Annotated in this window: 25 protein-coding genes, 1 tRNA gene and 2 pseudogenes; 20 read left to right on the forward strand and 8 right to left on the reverse strand. The window is 71.5% G+C overall.

The genetic code is table 11. The annotated features are described in order from the left end of the window. Nucleotides 1-4 precede the first annotated feature (4 nt). Nucleotides 5-985, forward strand: coding sequence for a carbohydrate ABC transporter permease (locus tag LE548_RS03580; RefSeq protein WP_225095129.1), 981 nt, complete (start codon nucleotides 5-7; stop codon nucleotides 983-985). Then, on the forward strand, nucleotides 982-1,869 hold the full coding sequence (locus tag LE548_RS03585; RefSeq protein WP_225095130.1) for a carbohydrate ABC transporter permease: 888 nt from the start codon (nucleotides 982-984) through the stop codon (nucleotides 1,867-1,869). Before LE548_RS03580 ends, LE548_RS03585 begins: the two co-directional genes overlap by 4 nt. A 103-nt stretch (nucleotides 1,870-1,972) precedes the next feature. Here the strand turns inward: LE548_RS03585 and LE548_RS03590 are convergent, their stop codons facing one another. Next, nucleotides 1,973-2,671, reverse strand: coding sequence for a hypothetical protein (locus tag LE548_RS03590; protein ID WP_225095131.1), 699 nt, complete (start codon nucleotides 2,669-2,671; stop codon nucleotides 1,973-1,975). 221 nt (nucleotides 2,672-2,892) lie between these two features. Between LE548_RS03590 and LE548_RS03595 the strand changes: the two are divergent. Then, a pseudogene (locus LE548_RS03595) lies at nucleotides 2,893-2,988 on the forward strand (IS5/IS1182 family transposase); the annotation flags it as partial. 169 nt (nucleotides 2,989-3,157) lie between these two features. Here the strand turns inward: LE548_RS03595 and LE548_RS03600 are convergent. Further along, on the reverse strand, nucleotides 3,158-5,329 hold the full coding sequence (locus LE548_RS03600) for a TerD family protein (RefSeq protein ID WP_225095132.1): 2,172 nt from the start codon (nucleotides 5,327-5,329) through the stop codon (nucleotides 3,158-3,160). Nucleotides 5,330-5,685: 356 nt separating this feature from the next. Here LE548_RS03600 and LE548_RS03605 point away from each other — a divergent pair, with 356 nt between their 5' ends. The 5 genes from LE548_RS03605 to LE548_RS45920 all read left to right on the forward strand — a co-directional run bounded on the left by LE548_RS03605 (nucleotide 5,686) and on the right by LE548_RS45920 (nucleotide 10,099). Beyond that, nucleotides 5,686-6,297, forward strand: a complete 612-nt coding sequence (locus tag LE548_RS03605) for a response regulator transcription factor (protein ID WP_225095423.1) — start codon at nucleotides 5,686-5,688, stop codon at nucleotides 6,295-6,297. Then, a complete protein-coding gene (locus LE548_RS45915; RefSeq protein WP_225095133.1) occupies nucleotides 6,294-7,448 on the forward strand; it encodes a sensor histidine kinase in 1,155 nt (384 codons plus the stop codon). Before LE548_RS03605 ends, LE548_RS45915 begins: the two co-directional genes overlap by 4 nt. A 98-nt stretch (nucleotides 7,449-7,546) precedes the next feature. Next, nucleotides 7,547-7,828 carry a hypothetical protein gene (locus tag LE548_RS03615; RefSeq protein WP_225095134.1) on the forward strand — a complete coding sequence of 94 codons (282 nt, stop codon included), beginning with the start codon at nucleotides 7,547-7,549 and terminating at the stop codon, nucleotides 7,826-7,828. Between the two features lie 174 nt (nucleotides 7,829-8,002). Next, nucleotides 8,003-9,607 carry a serine/threonine-protein kinase gene (locus LE548_RS03620; RefSeq protein ID WP_225095135.1) on the forward strand — a complete coding sequence of 535 codons (1,605 nt, stop codon included), beginning with the start codon at nucleotides 8,003-8,005 and terminating at the stop codon, nucleotides 9,605-9,607. Between the two features lie 12 nt (nucleotides 9,608-9,619). Next, nucleotides 9,620-10,099 (forward strand): PQQ-binding-like beta-propeller repeat protein, encoded by a 480-nt coding sequence (locus tag LE548_RS45920; RefSeq protein WP_308029881.1) that lies wholly within the window; start codon nucleotides 9,620-9,622, stop codon nucleotides 10,097-10,099. Between the two features lie 136 nt (nucleotides 10,100-10,235). Here the strand turns inward: LE548_RS45920 and LE548_RS03630 are convergent. Further along, nucleotides 10,236-10,309: transfer RNA gene (locus LE548_RS03630), tRNA-Pro, on the reverse strand. Nucleotides 10,310-10,414: 105 nt separating this feature from the next. Between LE548_RS03630 and LE548_RS03635 the strand changes: the two genes are divergently transcribed. The 5 genes and pseudogenes from LE548_RS03635 to LE548_RS03650 all read left to right on the forward strand — a co-directional run bounded on the left by LE548_RS03635 (nucleotide 10,415) and on the right by LE548_RS03650 (nucleotide 13,026). Beyond that, nucleotides 10,415-10,945 (forward strand): DUF309 domain-containing protein, encoded by a 531-nt coding sequence (locus LE548_RS03635; protein ID WP_225095136.1) that lies wholly within the window; start codon nucleotides 10,415-10,417, stop codon nucleotides 10,943-10,945. A gap of 73 nt (nucleotides 10,946-11,018) precedes the next feature. After that, nucleotides 11,019-11,783 (forward strand): precorrin-6A synthase (deacetylating), encoded by a 765-nt coding sequence (cobF, locus tag LE548_RS03640; protein ID WP_225095137.1) that lies wholly within the window; start codon nucleotides 11,019-11,021, stop codon nucleotides 11,781-11,783. Nucleotides 11,784-11,851: 68 nt separating this feature from the next. Next, a pseudogene (locus LE548_RS46400) lies at nucleotides 11,852-12,121 on the forward strand (MFS transporter); the annotation flags it as partial. A 7-nt stretch (nucleotides 12,122-12,128) separates the two neighbouring features. Continuing rightward, nucleotides 12,129-12,482 (forward strand): hypothetical protein, encoded by a 354-nt coding sequence (locus LE548_RS03645; RefSeq protein WP_374116025.1) that lies wholly within the window; start codon nucleotides 12,129-12,131, stop codon nucleotides 12,480-12,482. A 46-nt stretch (nucleotides 12,483-12,528) separates the two neighbouring features. Next, a complete protein-coding gene (locus LE548_RS03650; protein ID WP_225095138.1) occupies nucleotides 12,529-13,026 on the forward strand; it encodes a hypothetical protein in 498 nt (165 codons plus the stop codon). Here the strand turns inward: LE548_RS03650 and LE548_RS03655 are convergent. Beyond that, the gene (locus LE548_RS03655) at nucleotides 13,013-13,759 is read right to left on the reverse strand and encodes a cobalt-precorrin-6A reductase (protein ID WP_225095139.1); all 747 of its coding nucleotides are present in this window, start codon (nucleotides 13,757-13,759) and stop codon (nucleotides 13,013-13,015) included. The genes LE548_RS03650 and LE548_RS03655 overlap by 14 nt on opposite strands. A 60-nt stretch (nucleotides 13,760-13,819) precedes the next feature. Between LE548_RS03655 and LE548_RS03660 the strand changes: the two genes are divergently transcribed. Continuing rightward, nucleotides 13,820-14,599 (forward strand): HAD-IIA family hydrolase, encoded by a 780-nt coding sequence (locus LE548_RS03660; protein WP_225095140.1) that lies wholly within the window; start codon nucleotides 13,820-13,822, stop codon nucleotides 14,597-14,599. Here the strand turns inward: LE548_RS03660 and LE548_RS03665 are convergent. From LE548_RS03665 to LE548_RS03675, 3 genes are all read right to left on the reverse strand, one after another. Next, on the reverse strand, nucleotides 14,588-15,370 hold the full coding sequence (locus tag LE548_RS03665; RefSeq protein ID WP_225095141.1) for a sulfite exporter TauE/SafE family protein: 783 nt from the start codon (nucleotides 15,368-15,370) through the stop codon (nucleotides 14,588-14,590). The two genes, LE548_RS03660 and LE548_RS03665, sit on opposite strands and share 12 nt — an antisense overlap. 72 nt (nucleotides 15,371-15,442) lie before the next feature. After that, on the reverse strand, nucleotides 15,443-16,960 hold the full coding sequence (locus LE548_RS03670) for a long-chain fatty acid--CoA ligase (RefSeq protein WP_225095142.1): 1,518 nt from the start codon (nucleotides 16,958-16,960) through the stop codon (nucleotides 15,443-15,445). A 61-nt stretch (nucleotides 16,961-17,021) separates the two neighbouring features. Then, nucleotides 17,022-18,209 (reverse strand): thiolase family protein, encoded by a 1,188-nt coding sequence (locus LE548_RS03675; protein ID WP_225095143.1) that lies wholly within the window; start codon nucleotides 18,207-18,209, stop codon nucleotides 17,022-17,024. A 148-nt stretch (nucleotides 18,210-18,357) separates the two neighbouring features. Between LE548_RS03675 and LE548_RS03680 the strand changes: the two genes are divergently transcribed. Together LE548_RS03680 and LE548_RS03685 are read left to right on the forward strand one after the other, a co-directional pair. Continuing rightward, a complete protein-coding gene (locus tag LE548_RS03680) occupies nucleotides 18,358-19,167 on the forward strand; it encodes an alpha/beta hydrolase (protein ID WP_225095144.1) in 810 nt (269 codons plus the stop codon). A gap of 148 nt (nucleotides 19,168-19,315) precedes the next feature. Beyond that, nucleotides 19,316-20,113, forward strand: coding sequence for an SAM-dependent methyltransferase (locus tag LE548_RS03685; protein WP_225095145.1), 798 nt, complete (start codon nucleotides 19,316-19,318; stop codon nucleotides 20,111-20,113). Between the two features lie 90 nt (nucleotides 20,114-20,203). Here the strand turns inward: LE548_RS03685 and LE548_RS03690 are convergent, their stop codons facing one another. Further along, nucleotides 20,204-21,058 carry a Cof-type HAD-IIB family hydrolase gene (locus LE548_RS03690; protein ID WP_225095146.1) on the reverse strand — a complete coding sequence of 285 codons (855 nt, stop codon included), beginning with the start codon at nucleotides 21,056-21,058 and terminating at the stop codon, nucleotides 20,204-20,206. Nucleotides 21,059-21,260: 202 nt separating this feature from the next. Between LE548_RS03690 and LE548_RS03695 the strand changes: the two genes are divergently transcribed. The 4 genes from LE548_RS03695 to LE548_RS03710 are packed head-to-tail and all read left to right on the forward strand — an operon-like array spanning nucleotide 21,261 to nucleotide 25,268. After that, nucleotides 21,261-22,070: an SAM-dependent methyltransferase gene (locus tag LE548_RS03695; RefSeq protein WP_225095147.1), complete on the forward strand. Its 810-nt coding sequence runs from the start codon at nucleotides 21,261-21,263 to the stop codon at nucleotides 22,068-22,070. A 60-nt stretch (nucleotides 22,071-22,130) separates the two neighbouring features. Then, on the forward strand, nucleotides 22,131-23,534 hold the full coding sequence (locus LE548_RS03700) for a glutamine synthetase family protein (protein WP_225095148.1): 1,404 nt from the start codon (nucleotides 22,131-22,133) through the stop codon (nucleotides 23,532-23,534). A gap of 2 nt (nucleotides 23,535-23,536) precedes the next feature. Next, nucleotides 23,537-24,724, forward strand: a complete 1,188-nt coding sequence (locus LE548_RS03705) for an amidohydrolase family protein (protein ID WP_225095149.1) — start codon at nucleotides 23,537-23,539, stop codon at nucleotides 24,722-24,724. A 16-nt stretch (nucleotides 24,725-24,740) separates the two neighbouring features. Continuing rightward, nucleotides 24,741-25,268: an NUDIX hydrolase family protein gene (locus LE548_RS03710; RefSeq protein WP_225095424.1), complete on the forward strand. Its 528-nt coding sequence runs from the start codon at nucleotides 24,741-24,743 to the stop codon at nucleotides 25,266-25,268. Nucleotides 25,269-25,296 lie beyond the last annotated feature (28 nt).

Below are 25,296 nucleotides of genomic sequence, written 5' to 3' on the forward strand. Positions count from 1 at the left end.
CCCGATGACGACCGACACGACGACGAAGACCCCGGAGGCGGCCGCCACGGCGCCCCCGGGGCCCACGCCCGAGAACAAGCGGGCCACGCAGGGCCACCGGCGCCTGCTGACCCGCCGTGACCGGATCACGCTCGGCCTCATGGCCGGCGTGCCGACGGTCCTGCACGTGGCCCTGGTCTGGGTCACCGCCATCGCCTCGATCTTCCTCGCCTTCACCACCTGGGACGGCATCGGGTTCGACTCGATCAAGTGGGTGGGCCTGGACAACTTCAAACAACTCTTCAACGACAACCCGCAGTTCTGGCCGGCCGTTCAGCACAACATCATCTGGTTCGTCGTACTGATCCTGATCCCGACGCCGTTCGGCCTGTTCCTCGCCGTCCAGCTCGACAAGAAGATCCGCTTCAGCCGCCTCTATCAGACCGCGTTCTTCCTGCCCGTCGTCATCTCGATGGCCTGCATCGGCTTCGTCTGGCAGCTGGTATACAACCCGGACACCGGCCTGATCAACAGCATCATCGGCGCCAACAAACCCGGCCACTACATCGACTGGATCGGCGACCCGCACCTGAACCTGTGGGCCGTCCTCATCGCCGCGTCCTGGCGGCACACCGGCTACATGATGATCCTCTACCTGGCCGGCCTGAAGAGCGTCGACCCGTCACTGCGGGAGGCCTCGGCCCTCGACGGCGCCAACGAGTGGCAGACGTTCAAGAGCGTCATCTTCCCCACCCTGCGCCCGACCAACACCGTCGTCCTCGTCGTCACCATCATCGAGGCCCTGCGCGCCTTCGACCTGGTCTTCGTCTTCAACAAGGGCGCCCAGGGCACGGAGTTGCTGTCGATCCTGGTGACGAACAACATCATCGGCGAGTCCAGCCGCATCGGATACGGGTCGGCGATAGCTGTCGTCCTGCTGGTGATCTCCCTCGCGGTGATCATCCCGTACCTGATCGCCACCTTCCGGAAGGAGCGGCGCGCATGAGCAGCACCACTCTGCCGCTGAAGCGGCGCGCCCCCATCCGCCCGGCCCGCGTCCTGCTGCACGTCTTCCTCGCCGGTACGGCACTGGCCTGGCTGGCCCCGCTGCTGTGGGCGATCTTCTCGGCCCTGCGGCCGTACAGCGAGACCAGCGCCAAGGGCTACGTCTCCTGGCCGAGCAAGCTGACGTTCGAGAACTTCACGAACGCCTTCCAGCAGTCGGACATGCTGCACTACTTCGGCAACACGCTGATCATCGCGGTGCCGGCCGTGCTGCTGACCCTGTTCCTGTCCTCGTGCGTGGCGTTCTACGTCAGCCGCTTCGACTTCCGTCTCAACCTCGCCCTGCTGCTGGTCTTCACAGCCGGCAACCTGCTGCCCCAGCAGGTCATCATCACCCCGCTGTACCGGCTGTACCTGCTGACGAACCTGCCGGGCATCACGGCCAGCGGCAAGCTGTACGACTCCGCCCTCGGCCTCGTCCTCATCCACGTGGCCTTCCAGTCCGGGTTCTGCGCGTTCGTACTGAGCAACTACATGCGCTCACTGCCGCACGAACTGACGGAGGCCGCGCTGGTCGACGGAGCCTCGGTATGGCGGCTGTACTGGCAGATCACCCTGCCGCTGTGCAAACCCGCGATGGCGGCCCTGGCGACGCTGCTGTCGATCTGGATCTACAACGACTTCTTCTGGGCACTGGTACTGATCTCGACCGGCGACAACATGCCGATCACCTCGGCCCTGAACAACCTCTCCGGCCAGTACTTCACCGACCCCAATCTGGTCGCCGCCGGCTCCCTGCTCACCGCGATCCCCACCCTGATCGTCTACTTCGCCCTCCAGCGCCAATTCGTCAGCGGCCTGACCCTGGGCTCCAACAAGGGCTGACGGACCGGGCGAGAACCGACCGAGGGGGGGGGCGGATTACTCCGGCACCCCCCTCCACCTGCGGTTCAGCCGTCGTCATGCTTCGGGACCCCCGAGCCCGACATCAGCGCCGGACACGCCGCGCGTTGCGGGAGGTGTCGGCGAGCTTTGTCTGCTTGCGCCACTCCGGGTATTCCTCGCCGTACTTCTGGTGCACCTTCCCTTCGCGTGTAATGACGACGTAGCCCCCTTTGGACATCTGGAAGGGAGCGGTGACCTTGCCGAGAAAGTCGAACTTCTCGCCCTTGGCAGCCCTGGGGTCGAACCAGTGCGGGCTGCAGAAGTTCGACACGCCCACCCGGCCGACACCGAGCACATCGACCGGGTACGAGTCGGATTCCACCGCGTCGCAGCATTCCAGGGCATAGGCCTCACCGTTACCGGCGTCGGCCCAGAGGTTCACGTGCGGGTCGACCAGCGTTTCGAGCACTTCGTGGCTCAGCACGCTGGAGACGGTGAGCGGGCCGGTGAGGACGGCGCCGCCGTTGTCGAGCACGGGGCGGGCGAAGACCCTGCCGTAGATCACGTCTCCTTGTTCCTCGGTGTGCCAGCCGAGTGCATCGGCCTGGTCGGCGTCGTCCATGATCGCGATACACCAAGCCCCGGGAGGGGCCTCCGCCTCGTCGGCGGCATAGACGACCGGAGTCGGCGTCTGACCCCAGATCGGCGCCGCGTGCATTTCCACCTGAGTGGCACAGGCGCGGGTCATGGCCTTCACTTCGTCATCGGTGCAGAGAGTCGACTTGTTCACCACGGTGATCACGGGGTTTCCTCCTCGGCGGGGACATGGGAGTCGCGGACACCGAGGCAGATTTTCCGCAGCTACGACGCGTCGTCACGGCAACAACCGTTCTGGCACACCGATACCGCCCGCACGGCGGAGCGTCGAACCCGAATGCATCAATCCGGCTTGGCCAACCCGATGGGGTACGGCCCGGAACCGGTCCATCGCTTCCGCCGGGACGACAGGATGTGAACCTGCGCTGGAAGATCCTCCGCGAATGCCGCCTGAATGGCGACGGTGCCCATCACGCCATGCTCGGCGTCGCCCGCCTGCACAACCACGCCCTCGCCGGATGATGCAGCGGCCCGCACCGCGCGCGGCCGCATCGGCGGACACGAGAACTGGGAGGCGCCGAGCGGGCGCCTCCCAGTCGAGGTCGACGGCGAGGAAAGCGAAGGAACTCGTTTCTGGAAAGGAGTTGAGAAGGAAGCCCCTTCATGGCCTCGCCGTGGGCAACGCTAGCACTCAGCCCGGGATCAAGTCGCGCAGATTTTCGCGGGTGATGATCCGTGAGTCCGGATGCAGTCCCTCGGGACGTTCGAGGCCGATGTACATCACGGGCTCGTCCGGGACCGACTCGCCGTCCCACAGGTCCACGGTCGTGGTGCCGCCGGACATCAGGTCGATCAGGTACCCCACCGTCAGCTGCTCGCGCTCCACGATGGCGCGCACCACCTTCGACACGGATGCCTGGTTCTCCTCGACCCGATTGGCCGACGAGATGCCCTTCAGATACAGGTGCAGCCACTTCGCGCGCCACCGGCCGTCGTCCCCGCGCTGGAACACCAGCGGCAGCGCCACCCGGCCCACCCCACGCAGCTCCGACTTCATCCGCACGGTGCGCGGCTCGAACGGCCGGCCCTTCTGCTCACCGTCGCGCAGCATGAAGCCGAAGAACGACTCCTCGACCTCTTCGAAGCCTTCGCCGGCGAAGATGTTGACCTGCGGAACGATGAAGGTGCTGCGCACTCGGTCCAGGGACAGACTGATGAACTCCGAGGCCCCGTCGGGCGCCTCGGTGATGTCGCCCGAATGCCTGCCACCGACGGCCTTGAGGGACGTATAGGAGAGCCAGGAATCGGTGCTGTAGTCGGCGTGCAGAAGCAGCGCCGACAGGTCGTAGTCGGTCCGGTCCTTGGTCTGCTTCCAGTACACGAAGAAGCGCAGCTGTTCGCCGTCGACCGCGGAGACCGACCCTCGCGGCAATACGCCGAGCCCGCCCGCGGTTGCCCGGCCGCTGAGCGGAAGCGCCACGTCGAGGACATCGGGGTCGAGCAGCAGCCGGCCCGGCGCCGGGAGCCGACGACGCATCTCGGCGTCGAGGGCGGCGATCAGACGATCGCGGTCTGCGGCCGGTACCGGCGGTCGGAAGTCGGGGGTCACCCAGGCGCGGCCCCGGCGGTTTACGAAGACCCGGGGTGCGTCGCTCTCACGGGCCCGGTTGTGGAGATGCTCGCGCACCGAGAGCACGACCCGGCCGGAGACGTGGGGAGCGGCCTGCACCGCGGCGGCCACCACCGCGTCCCGTTCCTCCTGGTCGGCGGCGATGCGCAGCAGGAGGTCCAGGGCGCGGAACAGCTTGCCGGGAGCGGACTTCAGCAGTTCCACCGCCCCGCGGACGTCGTACGCGTCGAGTAGCTTCTCGATCCGGCTGTCGAAGGACGGTGCCTCCTTCTCGCCCCGCGCGACCGCGAACACATCGGCGGCGTGCGGCCAGCGCGGGTATTCGTGCGGGTGGAGGCGCTCGCCGAGCCGCTTGAAGGGCTCCCGGTGCGCGTGCACATCGGCGAGCTTCGCGGGGTTCGCCGCGACCACGGCGTCGAGACCCGCGAGCAGTCCCCGCCGCAGCGGCCGCGACAGCGCCCGGAACCGGGTCGGCTCCTGCAGCGTCACGTCGCCGCCCGACAGCGCGCAGGCCAGCCGCAGTACATCGGTGACGGTGTCGAGGAGGAGGTCCGCCCCGACGCCGACCCGGGCTTCGTTGATGACCGCCCGGTTCTCCCGGACCGGGATGGCCCCCGGCTGGGGGCCGAGCGCGCACCGCTCGGCGAGGGCCTTGAGGTCGCGCAGGTCGTCCTCGCCCAGCGGGGTCGTGCTGCCGGCCAGGGCCAGGTACAGGTCAGTGAGTTCGTCGTCCAGGTCCCGGCCGAGATGCAGGACGGTGACCCGGTCGCCCGCCGAGGCGATCAGTTCGTCCTGCGCCGCGAGCATTTCCTCGTAGGTGTGCTGGTACCGGCCGTACGTGGGAAGGCTGAGCAGGTCCAGCACCCCGTTCCCCAGCTGCGTCAGCACGTTCTGGCGCGACTTCTCGTCGCCGAGCGCTTTCGCCACGCACAGCATCCAGAACTCTTCGGTGTCCGGCACGTTCGCCGGGAAGTCGATGAAGTACGAGTTGTGTCGGACGTGGTCGCCCACCATCTCGCTCACGGTGCGCAGCGTCCGCTTGGCAGTGTGCACGACCGCGGCCTCGGACAGCCCCGACAGTCGCTCCAGCAGCTCCGCCGAGAGCTTGAACCCCACCGATGCCAGTGCCGCGTCGAACTGCCGTGCGGCGATGACTCCTTCCCCGGCAGAGCCCTTGGGGGACGGAAGGCGGTGGGTGTGCCGGATGACCAGCGATTCGAGACTGTGCGCCATTCGGGGATGATCGCAGAGGTGCGCGAGCCGGTGCACAGGAGTTTTTGTACGCTCTCCGACGCTGTGATCACGCCCGCCACAGCAAGATCATCTCACCGCGAGCGACAGTTACCAGGCCGGACGCCTGCGCCGCGCGGTCGTCCCAGGCACCGACCGTGGTCGAGGCGATGAGCGCCAGCAGGATCATCAGCGGTGCAAGGCCGACCTCCGTGACCGCCGCGCTTCAGGGAACCGCTCGCAGACTGCCTGCGACCTCCTCGCCGTGAACACCCTTGTGATAAAAGGCCCTTGGCGCCAAGGGCAGGGTTTGGCTCGATACCGAGGTGCCCGGGGATGATGCGCTGGTCTGCGTCGCGGTGGTCGATGACCATCCCATGACACGTCGAGGCGTCGCGGCGATCCTCACCGACGCAGGTGGGTTCGCCGTCACCGCGTCCACGCCGGATCCCGGGGAGCTGGGCGATCTCGGGGCCTTCGATCTGATCCTGGTCGATCTGTATCTGGAGGACGACACCCCCTGTGTGCCGCTGGTGGCCCGGCTGGCGGCTGCCAACCGGGTGCTGGTGAGGTCGGCGTCACGTCGGCAGGGCGATGTGCGGGCGGTGATCAGGGCAGGCGCGGGCGGGTATGTGACCAAACAGTCCGATCCGGAACTGATCGTCTCCGCTGCCCGGACCGTGGCCGCAGGAGGTTTCGCACTCTCCGCACAACTGGCCGACATCCTGAAGGTGGAGCTGGAACAGGATCCGGAGCCGGACACCGGTCCAGGGCGCCTGTCACAGCAGGAGGCACGGGTGCTGGACATGATCGCGCAAGGGTTCACGCACCAGCAGATCGCTTTCCGCCTGGGGATCAAGAAATCGACGGTGGACACCCACGTCGAGCGGATCCGCGTCAAGCTGCACGCAGGGAACAAGGCCGACCTGACCCGGATCGCCCTGGAACGGCAACGGCGCGGCAAGGCGTGAGCGAGACAGGTGGCACGGGTGCGGTCGCCCGATTGCGACGTCTGGAACTCCTCGCACTGGCCTTGGCGAAGGCGGGCGGATTCCTCAATATCGGGGCCGGCCTGCTCACGGATCGCGCGGAAATGCGCTCCGTGCCGGGATGCCTGTGCCTGGCGGCGGGACTGCTGCCCACCGGGGTGGGGGCGGTGGTGGCCGGCTTCCGGCGAGGCAGAGTCCTGCCCGGATGGGTGACCGCGGACATCCTGGTGACAGGGGTGGCACTCGCGTTGAACGCGCAGCTGGTACGCCCGGGGCCGCAGACCGGCTGGGCGTACTTCAGCTACCCGTACTCGCTGCTCTCCCTGGTCGGGGTGGGCATGGCGTACCGGCGCCTCGCCGTCACGGCGGCAGCCACGGTGGCACTCGCTCTGGTCTACCTGCTGTCGGTACGGACGGTGCCCGGGCAGGGATGGAACGGGGTGCCCAACGTCGTGAGTTACCTCGGGCTGACGCCACTGGTGTGGCTCGTGACCCACGAGCTGGACTCGAACGCACGGACCATCGACCGCGAACGCGAACGGAGCGAGGACCTGGCCCGCGGCCAGGAGCGCACGCGGTACTACCGGATCCTGCACGACCGGGTGCTGCAGACTTTCGAGGCACTGCTGCGCGACGGCCTGGTGACCGCGGGCGAGCCGCGCTCCTATCTCGCGACCGAGGCCGCGTGGTTACGGCACCTGGTGGAGACCGGTGACGAGCGCTCCTCCGGCGACCTGCTCGCGGCACTGGACTCGGTCGCGGCCCGGATGGCCCATCAGGGCCTGAAGGTGGAGGTGAACGCGGCGGCGCTGACCCAGGGCGGGAGCCCGCACAGTCGTCTGGAGAGGGACCAGGTGGCAGCAGTGGCCGACGCGGCGGCCGAGGCCCTGGCCAACACCCGCAAGCACGCGGGCGTGGACCGGGCGGTGGTCCGCGCCACGGTGGAGGTCGGCTGCGTCCTGGTCAGCGTCACCGACGCGGGACGTGGCTTCGACCCGTCAGCGTTGCCGCGCCGCTCCGGCCTGGAGCGATCCATCACCCAGCGGCTGGCGGAAGTGGGCGGCACCGTGCACATCGACTCGGCGCCAGGCGCCGGAACCTGCGTCCGGCTGGCCGTCCCCCTAAAACCGTAGCCCGTCTGTCCTGCGAACTGCCCACAGTCCGCGGGATGTTGGAGCACTCCCGCGCCCGTTTACGGTGGGGATCCGCCACCACTGACGCGGGAGGCTCCATGGACACCCGGCCAGTCGTAGATCCGATCGCACAGCCCGCTGCGACCGAACTCGTCGCACGAGCGCAGCATGTGAACGCGCTTGTCGCGGAGATGGTTTCCACCGCGGCACCGCTGGTCGAGCCGACCGTCTGGAACGGCACCGACGCCGGAGTGTTCCGGGCCGCCTGGCCCGGCCTCGTCAACAGTGTCAGGACCGCCACCGCCGACCTCCTCGACACGGCGTCGGACGCCCTGCGGAGCATCCAACGGACCAGCGCCGCACAGGAAGCGGACGGCTGACGGCCACTCGCCCACGCACCCGACCCGGCGACGAACCACCCCGCACCTGCGGCAGGCCCGCCCGGCACCGGGCGGCGGCAAGCACCCGTCCGGCGCCTTCAGGCGCACACCAGCCGACGGATCGGCGGACCCCCTGCCGTCCATCGGGTGATCAAGAAGGAGGATCGACGCGCCATGAACGCCAGGCTCTACATCGGCCCCGATCAGGAGCCTGACCGCTACCGCCTGCTGAAGTCGATCGGGCGCGGCGGCGAGGCCACCCTGTACCTCGCCGAACTCGAACTCGCCGGCGCGACAGAGCCTGTCGTGGTCAAGATTCTCGACTCGCGCGCGACGCTGACCCCCGCCGACTTCCAGCGGATCAGCACCAAGTGGCGTGACCAGGCCGAACTGCTCCGCTTCGTGCACCGGCCCGGCGTGGTGGGCGTACGCGAGCACTTCGAGGGACCACCCACCCACCCCCGCGGAACCTCCCAGGCCGTCTCCGGGCGTGCGCTCTACCTCGTGATGAACCACGTCGAGGGCCTCGACCTGCGGGACTGGCGCGCCGAACGCACCCTGGCCGGCTCCGCCGAACGCCGGGAGGCCATCCGCTGCATCGAGCAGCTCGCCGAAGTCCTCGACTGGCTGCACTCCGGCTCCGCCACGCCCTCCGGCCGCGTTGTCGTCCACGGTGACCTGTCCCCCGGCAACGTCATGATCGACACCAACGGGCAGGCCACCCTCGTCGACTTCGGCCTGAGCAAACTCACCGCCGACCACCTCACCGCCGAGGTCCGGTTCACGCCCGGCTTCGCAGCGCCGGAGGTCTTCGAGGGCAAGCGCTCCCCCGCCACCGACCGCTACGCCTTCGGCGCCCTGGCCTATTTCCTGCTCAGCGGCGAGTCCCCGGCCACCACACCGCAGCAACTGCGCGAGGCGTTCGCCGGCCTGCCCTGCCTGGCCACGCTCGCCGCCGATACCGACGGCACCGACCGCCTGCTGTCCCTCTTCTCCGCCGATCCCGCTTCCCGCCCCGAAGCACTCACCCCCTGGGTCCGGGCCCTGCGCCACGCGGCCGTATCCACCACCACGGCGTCCACCCGACTCCCGCCTCGACCGATGCTCCCCCCGACGGCCGCCTCGGCACCGAAACGGCACACCAGAAGCAGCCTCAGGGCAGTCATCGGCTCGGTGGCCCTCGTCCTCCTGGTCACGGCCGGTGTCCTGATCACCTCCTACGCCCACGACCTCGACAAGACGTCCGCAGGCGCTGCCACTGCGGCCACCCCTCCCTCCGCCATCCACAGCACCACGACGCCACCAGCCGATCCGCCCTCCGCATCGCCCACCCCGGCGCAGAACAACAGCACGGAACAGAACAGCGGCACGGACCTGTCAGCGCTGACGCCCGTCAGTGCCGACGCGAACGCCGACGGCCCCTTCACCACCGGCCCTGCTCACATCGGTACGCACACCTATCCGAACAGCGTCACCTTCACCTGCGGGGCGGGATTCCAGTCCCACGTCGTCTACGACGTGGCCGGCTACAGCACCCTCTCCGCCACCGTCGGCTCACCCAACGACGCCGACTACGCCGTCGGCAACAGCCTGGCCGTGAACTTCTTCAAAGACAGCGCCGCCGACCAACTGGGCCCCACCATCAACGTCTCAGTGGGCAAACCGCAGAAGATCCACGTGGATCTCAACGGGGCCTCACAGTTGGAAATAGCCTGCTCCGGCCTCGCCGCCCAGGGGTACACCGAGGTGGCCCTCGGCGATCCGGAACTGACCCGCTGACCCCTCCGGCAGATCAGCAGCAGAAGAAGAGGAACTCGCCATGTCCGACGACACCGGCACGCCGCCCTTCCCGCCTCCTCCTCAAGGGCCGCCGCCACCTCTCCGGAACCCACCGCCCCCTCCGCAGAGCCCGCCACCCGCTCCCGTCCGGCCGCCCCAGTTCATCCCCGGCCAGGCACCGGGCGGGCCCACCAGAAGGCAGACGGCACCGTCTGCTTCGGCGCCGCGGACGGGAACCTCCACGCAGCCGACGCAGGGACCGGACGGTACCGCCGGCGCCTCCCCGTCCAAGGCACCCTTCCCGGCCGACCTGCGACGGCGGCGGGCACGGTGTACCTCAGCAGCACCAGCCGGCTCCTCGCGGTCGACGCAGCGACCGGCCGAAAGCGCAGGGCCCTCACCGACTCCGGCACCTGGTCACCGCCGGCCGTCGCCAACGGCGTCCTGTACGCCGGGAGCTCCGACCATCACCTCTACACCATCACGCCATAGCCCGTGTCCAGACCACACGCCAGCGGCTTCGTTCACGTGCGCTGGGTCCCCATCCGGTCCCCGAGAAAGATCGAGGGGCCGTTTCAGATCTCGTCTGAAACGGCCCCTGACCTGCGACTACGGAGCATTGCTCCCGTCGGGACGACAGGATTTGAACCTGCGACCCCTTGACCCCCAGTCAAGTGCGCTACCAAGCTGCGCCACGTCCCGATGCGCTGACTCGCGGTGTTCCGCGTGATCGCGCGAACAGAACTTTACCCCACGTCCGGGGGTGCGCCGAAGAGGGCCCGGAAAGGGCGGAGGACAATCGGCGGTATGACGAACACGGGCGCATCGGACGCCAGGGACCGCGACACCGACGGACGGGCGCGCAACGCACGGCCCCGGGACGGGCTGGGCCGGCCGCTGCCCTATGGCGCCGAGGGCGTCCCCCGCCAGGCGGAGGGGGTCGTACGGACGCCCGACCGGACGGTGGCCGAGGCGCAGGCGCTGCTGGCTGCGGGCAAGCCGTTCCACGCGCACGAGGTGTTCGAGGACGCCTGGAAGTCGGGGCCGCGCGCCGAGCGGGCGCTGTGGCGGGGCCTGGCCCAGCTGGCGGTCGGGCTGACCCACGCGGCCCGGGGCAACGCCGTCGGCGGGGCGCGCCTGCTGCGACGGGGCGCGGGGGCGGTCGCGGCGTGGGAGCAGGAGCGCCGCGAGGACCGGCCGTACGGGCTGGATCTCGCCGGGCTCACCCGGTGGGCGCGGGAGCTGGCGGAGCGGGTGGAGCGGGGGGCCGAGCAGGGGGCCGGGCCGGTGGATCCGGTGGCCGAGGCGCCCCGGCTCGGGTGGGAGGAGGTCCGCTGACCGGGCGGGCCGCGATGACCGTGCGTACGGAGGCGGTGGACGCGTTGTCAGTGGCATGGGGCAGACTCGGGGCGTGCGAAAGATTCATGTCATCGGTATCGGCGCGGGCGACCCCGACCAGCTGACCCTGCAGGCCGTCAAGGCGCTGCGGAGCACGGACGTGTTCTTCCTGCTCGACAAGGGTGAGGTGAAGAGCGATCTCACGGGGCTCCGCCGGGACATGCTCGACGCGCATCTGCCCGAGGGGTCGTACCGGGTGGTGGCGGCCCGTGACCCGGAGCGGGACCGCGCGGCGGGCGGGGCGGCGTACTCACCGGCCGTGGAGGACTGGCGCAGCGCCCGCGCCGGGATCTACGAGCGGCTGATCGCCGGGGAACTGGGCGAGGACGGCACCGGCGCCTTCCTGGTGTGGGGCGATCCCGCGCTCTACGACAGCACGCTCGGGATCCTCCAGGAGGTGCTGGAGCGGGGCGCGGTCGCCTTCGAGTTCGACGTCATACCCGGCATCAGCAGTGTCTCCGCGCTGGTGGCCCGGCATCGCACGGGGCTGAACCGGGTGGCGCGCCCGGTGCAGATCACCACCGGCCGGCGGCTCGCCGAGGGCTTTCCGCAGGGGGTGGACGACGTGGTGGTGATGCTGGACGCCCACCAGACCTTCCGGCAGTACGCCGGCGAGGACATCGACATCTACTGGGGCGCCTACATCGGTACCCCGGACGAACTCCTCGTCTCCGGCCCGCTCGCCGAGGCCGGCCCCGAGATCGAGCGGGTGCGGGCCGAGGCGCGCGAGCGCAAGGGCTGGATCATGGACACGTATCTGCTGCGCAGAAACCCCTAAGACGCGTAGCGGTACTCGGGCGGATCGCCCGGCATGCGGCACTGGGCCACCCGTGTGACCGTGACCTCGTGACCCTGACCGAGGAACCCGCACCGCCCGCCGCCGCGCAGCCTCCCGTGCTGGACGCCCGCCGGCGCAACGTCGTCTTCGTGGCGATCGTGCTGGGCATGCTGCTCGCGGCCCTGGACCAGACGATCGTCGGCACGGCACTGCCGACGATCGTGTCGGACCTGGGCGGTGCCGCGCACATGTCGTGGGTGGTCACCTCGTATCTGCTCGCGGAGACCGTGGCGACCGTGCTGGTCGGCAAGTTCGGTGACCTGTTCGGCCGCAAGGTGTATGCAGGTGGAGCTGCTGACCCGGCTGGTGGGACACGCGAGCCTCGGCCTGATCGCGGGCCGGCGCCGCCTTCCGCCGGAGGTGCTGCTGCCGGTCTTCGACCGCATGGTGGAGGAGGGTTACCTCACCCGGCACGGCTTCCTCCTCTCCCACACCGAGGTGGGCCACCGCGAGGCCGATGTGATCGGCAGGGCGTGGGGCACCTGGCTGGAGGACCGGGTGCAGCAGGATCTCGGCCGGCCGGCGGGTGCAGACCTGCGTGCGGCGGTCGACACGATCGCCAAGCGGCTGCTGGTGGAGGACCTGTCCGACGGCCTGCCCGACCGGGCCCTCGCGGAGCGGGAGCCGAGCGCGGCGTGACGAAAACCGGATGAGCCGGGCGCCGGGCGCCGGTCATACTCGGGCCATGTCCGCCGCCTCCCCCGTCCGCTTCCGCGACCCGCGCAGCACGGAGTACGACTTCCTGGACTCGATCCTGGTGCGCTGTCCGCGCTGCGACCACCTCGCCCGCGTTCGGCGCCAACCGCACGCCGAGGAGCGGCCGTTGTTCGCGCCCCGGCGGCTGGTCTGCCCGTCGTGCGGGCTCATGCGGGCATGGGCGGGCCGGGGCATCGGCCTCTGGGCCGGTTCGAGAGGTCCCGCCGAGGACCCGTACCTCCGCGCCCGGCTGTGGCTCCAGCGCGAGACCCGGCACGGCTGGCTGTGGGCCTATGACCTCGGGCACCTGGATCTGATCCGGCGCTATGTCGACGCGGGCCTGCGCGAGCGCGCCGGCTGGTACGACACCGGACAGAAGATGACCCTCGTCGCCCGCCTCCCCACCTGGATCAAGAGCGCGAAGCACCGGGACGAGGTGCTGCGCACCGTCGACCGGATCCGGGCGTCGGTCCTCACGCCGGGCTGAGGCCCAGCCTCTCCAGGACGCCCGCCACGTCCGGCACCGCCGCCACCCCCGGCGGCAGCGGAGGCCGGCGTACGACGACGACGGGCAGCCCGAGTTCCCTCGCGGCGGTCAGTTTCGCGGCTGTGGCCTCTCCGCCGCTGTCCTTGGTCACCAGCACGTCGATGCGGTGGGTGCGCAGCAGCTCCGTCTCCTCGGCCACTGTGAACGGGCCGCGCGCCAGGACCAGTTCGGTGTCCGGCGGCATGGGCGGCTCGGGCGGGTCGACCGAGCGGACGACGAAGTGCAGGTCCGTCAGGTGGGCGAAGGCCGCAAGGCCCAGGCGTCCGGTGCTGAGGAACACCCGGCGGCCGAGAGCGGGCAGTGCCTCGGCGGCGCCGGCCAGGGACGGGACGTCGTACCAGCGGTCGCCGGGGCCGGGCCGCCAGCCGGGGCGTCGCAGCACCACCGCCGGTACCCCGGTGGCCGCCACCGCGCGGGCCGCGTTGGCGGTGATCGCCTCGGCGAAGGGGTGGGTGGCGTCGACGAGGGCGTCCACCTGGTGGGCGCGTACCCAGTCGGCGAGGCCGTCCGCGCCGCCGAAGCCTCCGGTCCGCACCTCGCCGGCCACCGCTCCCGGACGGGCGACCCGGCCGGCCAGGGAGGTGGTGACCCGGACGCCGGGGCGGGCGGCGAGGGCGGCGGCGAGGCGGCGGGCCTCGGTGGTGCCGCCGAGGATCAGGACGTGCGCGGGCATAGGGGTGAGCGTACGAGGTCGTAGGGGCCCGTCCGGCGTCCGGGTCGCTACGGTCGGGGCATGGAATCCGTGCGTGCCGTCCTGATCGACATCGACGGTGTCCTCACCGTCTCCTGGAAGCCGTTGCCGGGCGCGGTGGAGGCGCTGCGTGCCGTCCGGGACGCGGGACTGGGCGTGGTTCTGGTGACCAACACCACCTCCCGGTCCCGGGCGTCCATCGCCGCAGCGCTCGCGGACGCGGGGTTCCCGGTGGGGGCCGAGGACATCCTGACGGCCCCCTCGGCCACCGCCGCCCATCTGGCCGGAGCCCGCGTCGCGCTGCTGAACAGCGGGGACATCGGCGAGGATCTGGCGGGGATCACCCTCGTCGGGGACGGCGACGACGAGGTCCCGGACGTCGTGCTGCTCGGCGGCGCCGGACCGGAGTTCGGTTACGAGGCGCTCAACCGGGCCTTCGGCTGGCTCCAGCGGGGCGCGCGGCTGGTCGCCCTGCACCGGAACCTGTACTGGCGCACCGACGAGGGACTCCAGCTGGACGCGGGGGCGTTCCTGGCGGGCCTGGAGGCGGCCGCGGGGGTCGAGGCGGAGGTCACCGGGAAGCCGTCGCGGGCGTTCTTCGAAGCGGCCCTCGGGCGTCTCGGGGCCGGCGCGGAGCAGGCATTGATGATCGGGGACGACGTCGAGCACGACGTCCTGGCGGCGCAGCGGCTCGGCATCACCGGGGTGCTGGTCCGCACGGGGAAGTTCCAGCAGCGGACCCTGGAGCGGGCGAGCGGCACACCGGACCACGTCCTGGACTCCTTCGCGGACCTCCCGGGCCTGCTGGGGCTAGCGCAGTAGCAGCTGCACCCCGCCCACGACCGTCGCCGCGATCACGAGTTGTTCGAAGAGCCGCTGGTTGATCCTGCTCACAGCCCACTTGCCGAACAACGCACCGGGCACGACGAACACCGCGAGCGCGGCGTCCAGGAGCAGCGAGCGGCCGTCGATCAGGCCGAGGCCCGCGCTGAACGGCACCTTGGACACGTTCACGATCAGGAAGAAGAACGCCGACGTGCCCAGAAAGCCCAGCTTCCGGAAACCGGCCGAGAGCAGATACATCGACATCACCGGGCCGCCCGCGTTGGCGACCATCGTCGTGAACCCGCCGAGCACGCCGTACGAGCGCGCCTTCATCCGGCCCGCCCGGCTCGTCACCGCGTCCGGCTCGTCCGCCCCGTCCGCGCTGTCCGCCCGGCGCCGCCGCCACAGGGTGACACCGGCCATCAGCAGCAGGATCGCGCCGATCGAGGTCCGTACGACCCCGTCGTCGGCCCACACCAGGAACAGTGTGCCGACCACGACCCCCGCCGCGACGGCCGGGAACAGCCGCCACAGGGTGGGCCAGTGGGCGTGCCGACGGTAGGTGAGGACGGCGAGCACGTCGCCGGCGATCAGGACGGGCAGCAGCACGCCGGTGGAGGCGCGGGCGGGCAGGACGGCCGCGAAGATCGCGAGACTGACCGTGTTGGCGCCGCTCACCGCGGTCTTGGAGAAGCCGACGAGCAGGGCCGCGAAGGCGAGCGCCGCGAACCCCCAGCCGGATATGTGCCAGAGCGTCATCGTGTTCATGCGGGGACCGATGCTATGTCCGGACAACTCTCCGGCGTAAGGACCGTCTCGCCAGGTGATCCCTGCCGCCCGCTACGCTCCCTTTTCCGCGTACTTCGCCCGGAGTTCCCGCTTGAGCACCTTCATGCTCGGCCCCAGCGGCAGCGCATCCGTGAACTCCACGCGCCGCGGGTACTTGTGCCGGCCCAGGTGTTCCTTGGACCACTCGGTGAGCGCGGCGGCGTCGACGGCGGTGTCCGGCGCCGGTACGACGACGGCGCACACCTCCTCGCCGTGCAGCTCGTCGGGCAGGCCGATGACGGCGGCCTGGGCGATCGAGGGGTGGCGCATCAGGACCTCCTCGACCTCCTTCGGGTACACGTTGTAGCCGCCGCGGATGATGACGTCCTTCTTGCGGTCGACGATCCTCAGGAAGCCCTCGTCGTCCTTGGTGCCGAGGTCGCCGGTGCGGAACCAGCCGTCGACCAGGGCCTCGGCGGTGGCCTCGGGCCGGCCGAGGTAGCCGGAGAAGACGTTGTGGCCGCGGATGACGACCTCGCCCAGCTCGCCGGCCGGCAGCAGTTCGATGCGGTCCTCCGACTCGGCCCGCGCGATCTCCACGTCGACGCCCCACAGCGGGTGGCCGATGGTGCCGGCCCTGGTGCCGAACAGCGGCTGGTTGACGGTGGCCGTCGGCGAGGTCTCGGACAGCCCGTACCCCTCGTAGATCCGCGCGCCGAACGCCTCCTCGAACCGCTCCAGCACGGCGACGGGCAGCGAGGCCCCGCCGGAGATGCAGACCCGCAGCTCGGGGAGGTCGGCGGCATGGGGAGCCGCCGCCGCGAGGGCGACGTACATGGTCGGCACGCCGTGGAAGGTGTTCACGCCTTCCGCGACCATCAGCTCGATGGCGCGGGCCGCGTCGAAGCGGGGCAGCAGGACGAGCGTGGCGCCCGCCCGCCAGGTGGAGTTGAGCGAGACGGTCTGGCCGAAGGCGTGGAAGAGGGGCAGCGCGCCCAGGGCGATGTCGTCGGCGCGGATGTCGTTGGCGTCGAAGGCGTTGACCGTCGCGTTCATCACGATGTTGAAGTGGCTGAGCACCGCGCCCTTGGGGACGCCGGTGGTGCCGCTCGTGTAGAAGATCACCGCCGGGTCGTCGGCGGCGCGGGTGACGTACGAGGGCAGCGGCTCGGCGTCCGTCGCGAGCTTGTCGAACTCCTCGCCCAGGACGGCCACGTGCACACCGGTGGCCTCGGCGGCGGCCCGCCCGGTCTCCGCCTGGTTCGGATGGACGAGCAGCAGGCCCGCCCCGCTGTCCCGCAGCACGTGCTCGACCTCGCCGGCCGACAGCAGCAGATGGACGGGGACGACGACCGCGCCGGCCGCGGCGATCGCGTAGTAGGCGATCGGGAACTCGGTGGTGTTGGGAGCCATGAGGGCGACCCGGTCCCCGGGCCGTACACCGAGGCCGGCGAGGGCGCCGGCCTGCGCGAGGGAGCGCCGCCACACCTCGCCGAAGCTGAGCCGCAGTTCGCCTTCCACGAGGGCGGTCTTGCTGGGTCGGCGCTTGGCGTTCTCGGCGAGGATGGCGGCGACGGACAGGGTTGCCATGGAGTGCTGCTCCGTTTCCTTGCTGCGGCTCGACTGACCAGATCCCCCCGTTGGAAGGGCGCTAGTGCCTCTCGACCAGCACCGCACTCCCCTGCCCGACTCCCACACACATGGTCGCCAGCCCGCGCTCCGCGCCCGTGCGCCGCATCCGGTGCAGCAGGGTCGTCAGGATGCGGGCGCCCGAGCAGCCGAGGGGGTGACCGAGGGCGATGGCGCCGCCGGTCGGGTTGACCAGGTCGGGGTCGATGCCGAGCTGGTCGACGCAGGCGAGGGCCTGGGCGGCGAACGCCTCGTTGAACTCGGCCTCTTGCAGGTCGGCGATGTCCCAGCCGGCGCGGGCGAGCGCCTTGCGGGTGGCGGGGACCGGGCCGATGCCCATGACGTCGGGGTGGACGCCGGCGGAGGCACCCGCGACATAGCGGCCGAGGGACTCCAGGCCCAGCTCGTTCAGGGCCTCCTCGCTGACCAGCAGCAGCCCGGCCGCGCCGTCGTTCATCGGCGAGGCGTTGCCCGCCGTGACCGTGCCGCCCTGGCGGAAGACCGGCTTGAGGCGGGACAGCTTCTCCAGCGAGGTGTCCTCGCGGACGCACTCGTCCTGCTCGACCACGATGCCGTCCGGCCGCTGCACGGGCAGGAGTTCGTCCTCGAAGTGGCCGTTCTTGCGTGCGGTGGCGGCGAGTTGGTGGCTGCGCAGCGCGAACGCGTCCTGGCGCTCACGGGAGATGCCGTACCGCTCGGCGACCTCCTCGGCGGTCTCACCCATGGACAACAGGCCGTGCAGGTCCTTCATCGCCGGGTTGACCAGCCGCCAGCCGAGGCGGGTGTCGTACGTCTCGATGCGCTGCGGCAGGGCCTCGTCGGGGCGGGGCAGCACGAAGGGGGCGCGGCTCATGGACTCGGAGCCGCCCGCGATCACGATGTCGGCCTCGCCGGCGGCGACGGTGCGGGCGGCGGCGGTGACTGCTTCCAGGCCGGAGGCGCACAGCCGGTTCACGGTGGCGCCGGGCACGGACTCGGGCAGGCCGGCCAGGAGGGCGGCCATGCGGGCGACGTTGCGGTTGTCCTCGCCGGCCTGGTTGGCCGCGCCCCAGTAGACGTCGTCGATCCGGGCCGGGTCGAGCGCGGGCACACCGGCCACCAGGTCGCGGATCACCGCGGCGGCCAGATCGTCGGGCCGGATGCCGGACAGGGCTCCGCGCAGCTTGCCGATGGGGGTGCGGCGGGCGGCCGCGAAGTGGACGGGACGCACGGCTTCGACTCCTGACCTACGACTGATCCACGACACTGTCGACCAGTCACCTGGACACTTAATTAGCACTGCTAGTTTTAGACTATAGACCCCGGACCGGCCCGCTGGGAAGATCCCCCGAGCCGTCACCGAACCCTCCGGAGGAGACATGCCCCACGTCCGCGAGCACACCCTCGACGGCGTCCACGGCTCCGTCGCCGTACGCGAGTGGCCGCACCCGGCGCCCCGGTACCTGGCGCTGGTGGTGCACGGGTACGGTGAGCACGCGGGCCGGTACGACGGGCTCGCGGCCCGGCTCACCGGGCACGGGGCGGCCGTCTACGCACCCGATCACGTCGGTCACGGCAGGTCGGCCGGGGAGCGGGTGGTGATCGAGGACTTCGAGGACGTGGTCACCGATGTGCACGCCGTGGCGGACCTCGCCCGGTCCGCCCACCCCGGGCTGCCGCTGGTCCTGGCCGGCCACTCCATGGGCGGGCTGATCGCCGCCCGTTACGCCCAGCGGTACGGCGCCGAGCTGAGCGCGCTGATCCTGTCCGGGCCGGTGATCGGCGCCTGGGAACTGCCGCGGCGCCTGCTGGCCCTGCCGGAGATCCCGGACATCCCGGTCAGCCCGGCCGCGCTCTCCCGGGACCCGGCCGTGGGCGCCGCCTATGCCGCCGATCCGCTGGTGTGGCACGGGCCGATGAAGCGCCCGACGCTGGAGGCGTTCGCCCGCACCCTGGCGGCCGTCGCCGAGGGCGGTGACGTCGGCGCGCTGCCGCTGCTGTGGCTGCACGGGGACGACGACCGGCTGGTGCCACTGTCCGGCAGCCGCATCGGTGTGGAGCGGCTGAGCGGCGGCCGGCTGACCGAGCGGATCTTCCCCGGGGCGCGGCACGAGGTGTTCCACGAGACGGACAAGGAGGAGACGTTCGCCGAGGTGCTCCGCTTCCTGGACCGTACGCTGCCCCGTTGAGAGCGCCAACCGGCGTACCCGGCAGCCGTGTTGGGGCCCCGGGCGCTTGGTGAGCGGGCCACTGCGCCGCACGCGGTGATCGTGTCACACTGCTGCCCGCACGTCCCGGTGCGACGGCACCGGGACCAGCCGAGCGGAGGAGCAGCACGTGACGGGGACCGAGCCGGCCGTATCGCGCATCGACACCACCCGGCCGCATCCGGCCCGGGTCTACGACTGGTTCCTCGGCGGCAAGGACAACTATCCCGTCGACGAGGAACTGGGCCGCCGGATCATGGCGATCGACGAGGGCGCCGTGCGGGCGGCCCGCGCCAACCGCGCGTTCATGCAGCGGGCCACGCGTGCACTCGCCGAGGACGGCGTCCGCCAGTTCCTGGACATCGGCACCGGCATACCGACCGAGCCCAATCTGCACCAGATCGCCCAGTCGGTGGCCCCGGACACCCGGGTGGTCTACGTCGACAACGACCCGATCGTGCTGGCCCACGCAGGCGCGCTGCTGCGCGGCACCCCGGAGGGGGTCACGGAGTACGTCCAGGCCGACGCCCGCGATCCGCGCGCCATCCTCGAACAGGCCGCCGCTGTCCTGGACTTCGGCCGGCCGGTGGCCCTGTCCCTGATCGCGCTGCTGCACTTCGTCGCCGACGAGGACGGTGCCCACGAACTGGTGTCGACCCTGGTGGACGCGTTGGCGCCGGGCAGCCGTCTGGTGCTGTCGATGATGACGGCCGACTTCGAGCCGGAGAACGTCGAGAAGGGCATCGCCGCCTACGCGGCGGGCGGGGTGACCCTGGTGGCCCGCTCCCGCGACGAGGTGGCCGCCTTCTTCGCAGGACTCGACCTGCTGGAGCCGGGCGTCGTACCGGTCGACGCGTGGCGCCCCGCACAGGCACCGGACGGCCCGGCGCCCGTCTCGCTGTACGGGGCGGTCGGCCGCAAGCCCTGAGGGGCGGCCGGCACAAGCCCGGGGCCCGTCACCGCGTCGGGATCGCGGTCCGGGCCCGGCCGCACGGGTACGCCCTCCCCGGCGGCCGGGTCACAGGCCGAGCACGTGCGCGATGGTGCGCAGAACGCCGTTGTCGTTGTTGGACGGGGCCAGATAGCGGGCCCGGCGGACGACCTCCGGGTGGGCGCCGGCCATGGCGAAGGACCAGTCGGCCGCGTCGAGCATCTCCAGGTCGTTGAGGTAATCGCCGAAGACCATGGTCTGCGCTGGCGTGATGCCGAGCGCCCGCTGGAGGCCGCGCAGGGCGGCGCCCTTGTCGGCCGTGCGGTTCATGACGTCGACCCAGTGCTCGCCGGAGACGACGACCTGGTGGGTGCCGGCGAACTCGGCGAGCGCGGGGGCCGTGGAGTGCTCGGCGGGCCCGAAGTCGAACAGCGCGATCTTGATCACATCGTCGTCGACGGCGGTGAGGTCCGCCACGACCCGGTGCTCGACGTAGTACGTGCGCACCTGCGCCAGGAACGCCTCGTCGGACCGCTCGACGTACGCCGCCCGCTTGCCGCACACCACCGCGCCCACGTCCGCGCCGTCCGCGACCAGCCGCCGCACCGTCCGCGCGATCCGGGGAGCCACGGACGCGTCGAGAGTGTCGGAGCTGAGCTCCACACCGTCGCGGACCACGTAGGTGCCGTTCTCCGCGATGAACACCATGCCCTCGGCGACCTCGGCGAACTGCCGGGCCAGCGTGGCGTACTGGCGGCCGCTGGCGGGGCTGAAGAGCACCCCGCGGCGACGCAGTTCGGCGAGCAGCGGCCACAGTCCCTCGGGAAGCCGCTTGGCGTCGTCCAGCAGGGTGCCGTCCATGTCGGTGACGATCAGCCGGATGTCGGCGGGGCCCGCCGGCAGGTCCGGGGTGTCGACGAGGGGCGTGGGCGTGGCGGGCATGTCCTGCTTCCGGTCGGGGGAGGGGTACGCCGTCCAGTGTTCCTCATGCGACGCGGCGTCCCGGAGCCGGTCCCCGGTGTTCCGGTACGTCCCGAAGCCGCCCCGAACCGCCCGGACCGCCCGGACCGGGCGGTTCCCGGGACAGCGCGATCACCGGACGGCACAATGACGGCGGGCAACCGCGTGTGAGAAGGGCGGCGACGTGACCGAGGGCTCCCCGACGGCCGGACCGGAGAGACTGAACACCTCCGTGGCCCACAACGCCCGGGTGTGGAACTACTGGATCGGCGGCACGGACAACTACGAGGTCGACCAGCGGGTCGGTGAGCACGTCGCCGGGATGTTCCCGGTGATCCGGGACGTGGCCCGAGCGGACCGGCAGTTCCTGGCGCGGGCGGTCGGGTACCTGGCCGCCGAGCGCGGGATCCGCCAGTTCCTGGACATCGGCACGGGCCTGCCGACCGTGGACAACACCCACGAGATCGCGCAGCGCATCGCACCGGAGTCCCGGATCGTGTACGTCGACAACGACCCGGTCGTGCTGGTGCACGCCCGCTCGCTGCTCACCAGCTCGCCCGAGGGCGTCACCGACTACCTCGACGCCGATGTGCACGACCCGGACACCATCCTGCAGCGCGCCGCCGACACCCTGGACCTCACCCGGCCGGTCGCGCTGATGATGCTGGGCATCCTGAACTTCGTCCTGGACACCGGCGAGGCCCGGGACATCGTGCGCCGGCTCATGGCGGCCCTGCCCTCCGGGAGCTGCCTGGCCCTGACCCATCCGACGTACGACAGTGACGTGGGCGGCGCGGGCAACGTCGCGGCGATGGAGTTCTGGAACGCCAACGCCACCCCGCCGATCACCGCCCGCAGCCGCGCGGAGATCGCCTCGTTCCTCGACGGCCTGGAGCCGGTCGAACCGGGCCTGGTGCCCTGCTCCCAGTGGCGCGCCGACCCGGCGGACGCGGCGCCGGTGCCGCAGTTCGGCGCGGTGGCCGTGAAACCCTGACGCCCGTCGACGGCAGCACGACACGGACCACGCCGAGGCGGACGCAGCCGAGGAGGACGTATGACCACTCTTGCCGACCCCGTACCCGGCGGGCGCCCGGAGGATCTGCGCCGGGTCGCCGCGCTCACCACCGGCCTGGCCGGACAGGGCGTGCGTGGGATCGTGCTCGCGTACGTCGACACCGCGGGCGTCTGCCGGGTCAAGACGGTCCCGACGGCGCGGCTGGCGGCGGCCGTGTCCTGGGGCGTCGGCATGTCCCCGGTGTTCGACACCTTCCTCGCCGACGACTCGATCGTCACCACCGACGTCCTCGGTTCCCCGGACGGCGATCTGCGCCTCTACCCGGACCTCGACCAGCTGGTCACGCTGGCCGGGCAGCCCGGCTGGGCGTGGGCGCCGGTGGACCGGATCACCCAGGAGGGCGCCCGGCACCCCGGCTGTGCCCGGACCTTTCTGCGCCGGACGGTGGCCGGCGCGGCCGAGCGGCACGGGCTGGCCTTCAAGGCGGCGATCGAGGTCGAGTGGTCGGTCGGGCTCGGCTCGGCGCCCGCCGGGGAGTTCGTCCCGGCGGTCTCCGGTCCGGCGTACGGCGCGATCCGGCAGGTCGGCCTGAGCGACTACACCGCCGACCTGCTCGCCGCGTTCGCCGCGCAGGACGTGCCTGTCGACCAGCTCCATCCGGAGTACGCCCCCGGGCAGTTCGAGATCTCGGTGGGCGCGCTGGACCCGGTGGCGGCGGCCGACCGCAGCGTGCTGGTCCGGCAGACGATCCGCGCGGTCGCGCAGCGGCACGGCCTCAGGGTCTCGTTCTCGCCCGCGGTGTCCGCCGAGGGCGTCGGCAACGGCGGCCATCTGCATCTGTCCTGCTGGCGCGGCGGGGTGAACCTGCACGCGGGCGGGCAGCGCCGCTACGGCATGACGCCCGAGGCGGAGTCCTTCACCGCCGGGATCCTGGCCCGCCTGCCCGCGCTGACGGCGGTCACCGCCCCGAGCCCGGCCAGCCGTCTGCGGCTCCGGCCCTCCCAGTGGGCAGGGGTGTTCACCGCGTGGGGGCGGGAGACCCGGGAGGCGGCGCTGCGGGTGATCACCGGTACGGCGGGCCGCCAGGCGCAGGACGCCAACCTGGAGGTCAAGCCGGTCGACCTGGCCGCCAACCCCTATCTCGCCCTCGGCTGCGTCATCGCCGCGGGCCTCGACGGTCTGGCCGGGGCGCTGGAGCTGCCCGGGGAGATCACCGGCGACCCGGCCCGGTACACGCCGGACGAGGCGGAGAGGCTCGGCGTACGCCGCCTGCCGCGGTCCCTGCCCGAGGCCGCCCGGGAGTTCCGTGCCGACGAGGTGCTGCGGGGCGCGCTGGGCCCGGTCCTCGCGGACGCGGTGACCGCCGTACGGCTGGGCGAGGCGGCGGCCGTCGAGGGCCTGGACGACGCCCAGGTGGCGGCGGCCTACCGCTGGGTTTACTGACCGTGACCACCGCACCGGGACCGGTCCACGAGGCTCTCGCCGCACTGCCGTTGGTGGACCACCACTGCCACGGCGCGGTGACGGCCGACCTCGCGCCGCGGGAGTTCGCCGCGCTCCTGACGGAGGGCGAGGCCTGGCCCGGCAGCTCGCCCTTCGACACGCCCGCCGGGGTGGCCGTACGCCGGCACTGCGCCCCCCTGCTGGACCTCCCGAGGCACGCGCCGCCGGACACCTATACGACCCGCCGCGCGGAGCTGGGCTGGCAGGAGGTCAACCGCCGCTTCCTGACCGCCGCCGGAGCCGAGGCGTTCTTCGTGGACACCGGCTACACCGCGCACCCCCTGACCTCCCCCGCCGAACTGGCGGCCGCCTCCGGCGCCGCCGCGCGGGAGGTCGTACGCCTGGAACAGGTGGCGGAGGCGGTGGCGGCGCGGGGCGTCGAGCCGGACGCGTATGCCGATGTGTTCCGTACGGCGGCCGAGGAGGCGGTGCGCCGGCCGGGCGTGGTGGCGGTGAAGTCGGTCGCCGCCTACCGCACGGGCTTCGCCCTGGACCCGGCCCGTCCGGCGGCGCAGGAGGTCACACGGGCGGCCGGGAACTGGCTGGCGGCCGGCGGCCGCCTGACCGACCCGGTCCTGACCCGGCACCTGCTGTGGACCGCCGTGGACCTCGGCCTGCCCCTCCAGCTGCACACCGGCTTCGGCGACGCCGACCTGCGGCTGCACCGCGCCGACCCGGCCCTGCTGACCGACTGGCTGCGCCTGGCCTCCGGCACGATCCCGGTCCTGCTCCTGCACTGCTGGCCGTACCACCGCCAAGCCGCCTATCTGGCAGCGGTGTTCGAGCACGTGTACCTGGACGTCGGTCTCGCCCTGCACCACACCGGCCCGGCCCGCTGCCGGGCGGTGCTGGAGGAGGCGCTGGAGATCACCCCGTTCCGGAAGCTGCTGTACAGCTCCGACGCCTACGGTGTGGCCGAATTCCACCACCTCGGCGCCCTGTGCTTCCGCCAGGGACTGGCCGGTATCCTCCAATCCCGCGTCGAGGCCGACGAGTTGAGCCTGCCCGACGCCCTGCGCATCGCCGCCTGGACGGGCCGCGACAACGCCCGCCGCCTCTACGGACTCTACGGACCGCCCGCACCCGAACCGGCGCGCGACCCCAGCGAGCGCCCCACCCGGAAAGTATGATCAAGCAATGTCAGACATGACCGAAACCACGCCCGGCTGGCTCACCACGGACGAGCTGGAAATGGCCAGGGCCCGCATGCCGATCCTGTACGTCGAGGCCGTGCCCGTGCGCGTGGACGACAGCGGTGAAGTCACCAGCATCGGACTGCTGCTGCGCATCGGCCCGGAGGGGACGGTCAGCCGGACCCTGGTCTCCGGCCGCGTCCTGCACCACGAGCGGGTCCGCGACGCCCTGCTGCGTCACCTGGAGAAGGACCTCGGCCCGGTCGCCCTCCCCCGCATCCCCACCTCGCTCCAGCCCTTCACCGTCGCCGAGTACTTCCCGACCGCGGGCATCACCCCGTACCACGACCCACGCCAGCACGCGGTCTCCCTCGCCTACATCGTCCCGGTCACCGGCGACTGCCGCCCCCGCCAGGACGCCCTGGACCTGGTCTGGTTCAGCCCCCAGGAGGCCGCGTCGGCGGCCGTGCAGAGCGAGATGCCGGGCGGGCACGGGGTGCTGCTGAGGCAGGCGCTGGCGCACGTGGGTCTGACGTACTGACACCGGCGGCCGCCCGACCGGCCTGTCT

Source organism: Streptomyces sp. CoH27 (genome assembly GCF_020181035.1).
Classification (GTDB): Bacteria; Actinomycetota; Actinomycetes; order Streptomycetales; family Streptomycetaceae; genus Streptomyces; species Streptomyces camelliae.

Excerpts from the sequence above, each read along its gene's own strand:
- LE548_RS03580 (WP_225095129.1), top strand. The coding sequence starts at position 5 with ATGACGACCGACACGACGACGAAGACCCCGGAGGCGGCCGCCACGGCG.
- LE548_RS03585 (WP_225095130.1), top strand. The coding sequence starts at position 982 with ATGAGCAGCACCACTCTGCCGCTGAAGCGGCGCGCCCCCATCCGCCCG.
- LE548_RS03600 (WP_225095132.1), bottom strand. The coding sequence starts at position 5,329 with ATGGCGCACAGTCTCGAATCGCTGGTCATCCGGCACACCCACCGCCTT.
- LE548_RS03615 (WP_225095134.1), top strand. The coding sequence starts at position 7,547 with ATGGACACCCGGCCAGTCGTAGATCCGATCGCACAGCCCGCTGCGACC.
- LE548_RS03620 (WP_225095135.1), top strand. The coding sequence starts at position 8,003 with ATGAACGCCAGGCTCTACATCGGCCCCGATCAGGAGCCTGACCGCTAC.
- LE548_RS03635 (WP_225095136.1), top strand. The coding sequence starts at position 10,415 with ATGACGAACACGGGCGCATCGGACGCCAGGGACCGCGACACCGACGGA.
- LE548_RS03650 (WP_225095138.1), top strand. The coding sequence starts at position 12,529 with ATGTCCGCCGCCTCCCCCGTCCGCTTCCGCGACCCGCGCAGCACGGAG.
- LE548_RS03655 (WP_225095139.1), bottom strand. The coding sequence starts at position 13,759 with ATGCCCGCGCACGTCCTGATCCTCGGCGGCACCACCGAGGCCCGCCGC.
- LE548_RS03660 (WP_225095140.1), top strand. The coding sequence starts at position 13,820 with ATGGAATCCGTGCGTGCCGTCCTGATCGACATCGACGGTGTCCTCACC.
- LE548_RS03665 (WP_225095141.1), bottom strand. The coding sequence starts at position 15,370 with ATGAACACGATGACGCTCTGGCACATATCCGGCTGGGGGTTCGCGGCG.
- LE548_RS03670 (WP_225095142.1), bottom strand. The coding sequence starts at position 16,960 with ATGGCAACCCTGTCCGTCGCCGCCATCCTCGCCGAGAACGCCAAGCGC.
- LE548_RS03680 (WP_225095144.1), top strand. The coding sequence starts at position 18,358 with ATGCCCCACGTCCGCGAGCACACCCTCGACGGCGTCCACGGCTCCGTC.
- LE548_RS03690 (WP_225095146.1), bottom strand. The coding sequence starts at position 21,058 with ATGCCCGCCACGCCCACGCCCCTCGTCGACACCCCGGACCTGCCGGCG.
- LE548_RS03700 (WP_225095148.1), top strand. The coding sequence starts at position 22,131 with ATGACCACTCTTGCCGACCCCGTACCCGGCGGGCGCCCGGAGGATCTG.
- LE548_RS03710 (WP_225095424.1), top strand. The coding sequence starts at position 24,741 with ATGACCGAAACCACGCCCGGCTGGCTCACCACGGACGAGCTGGAAATG.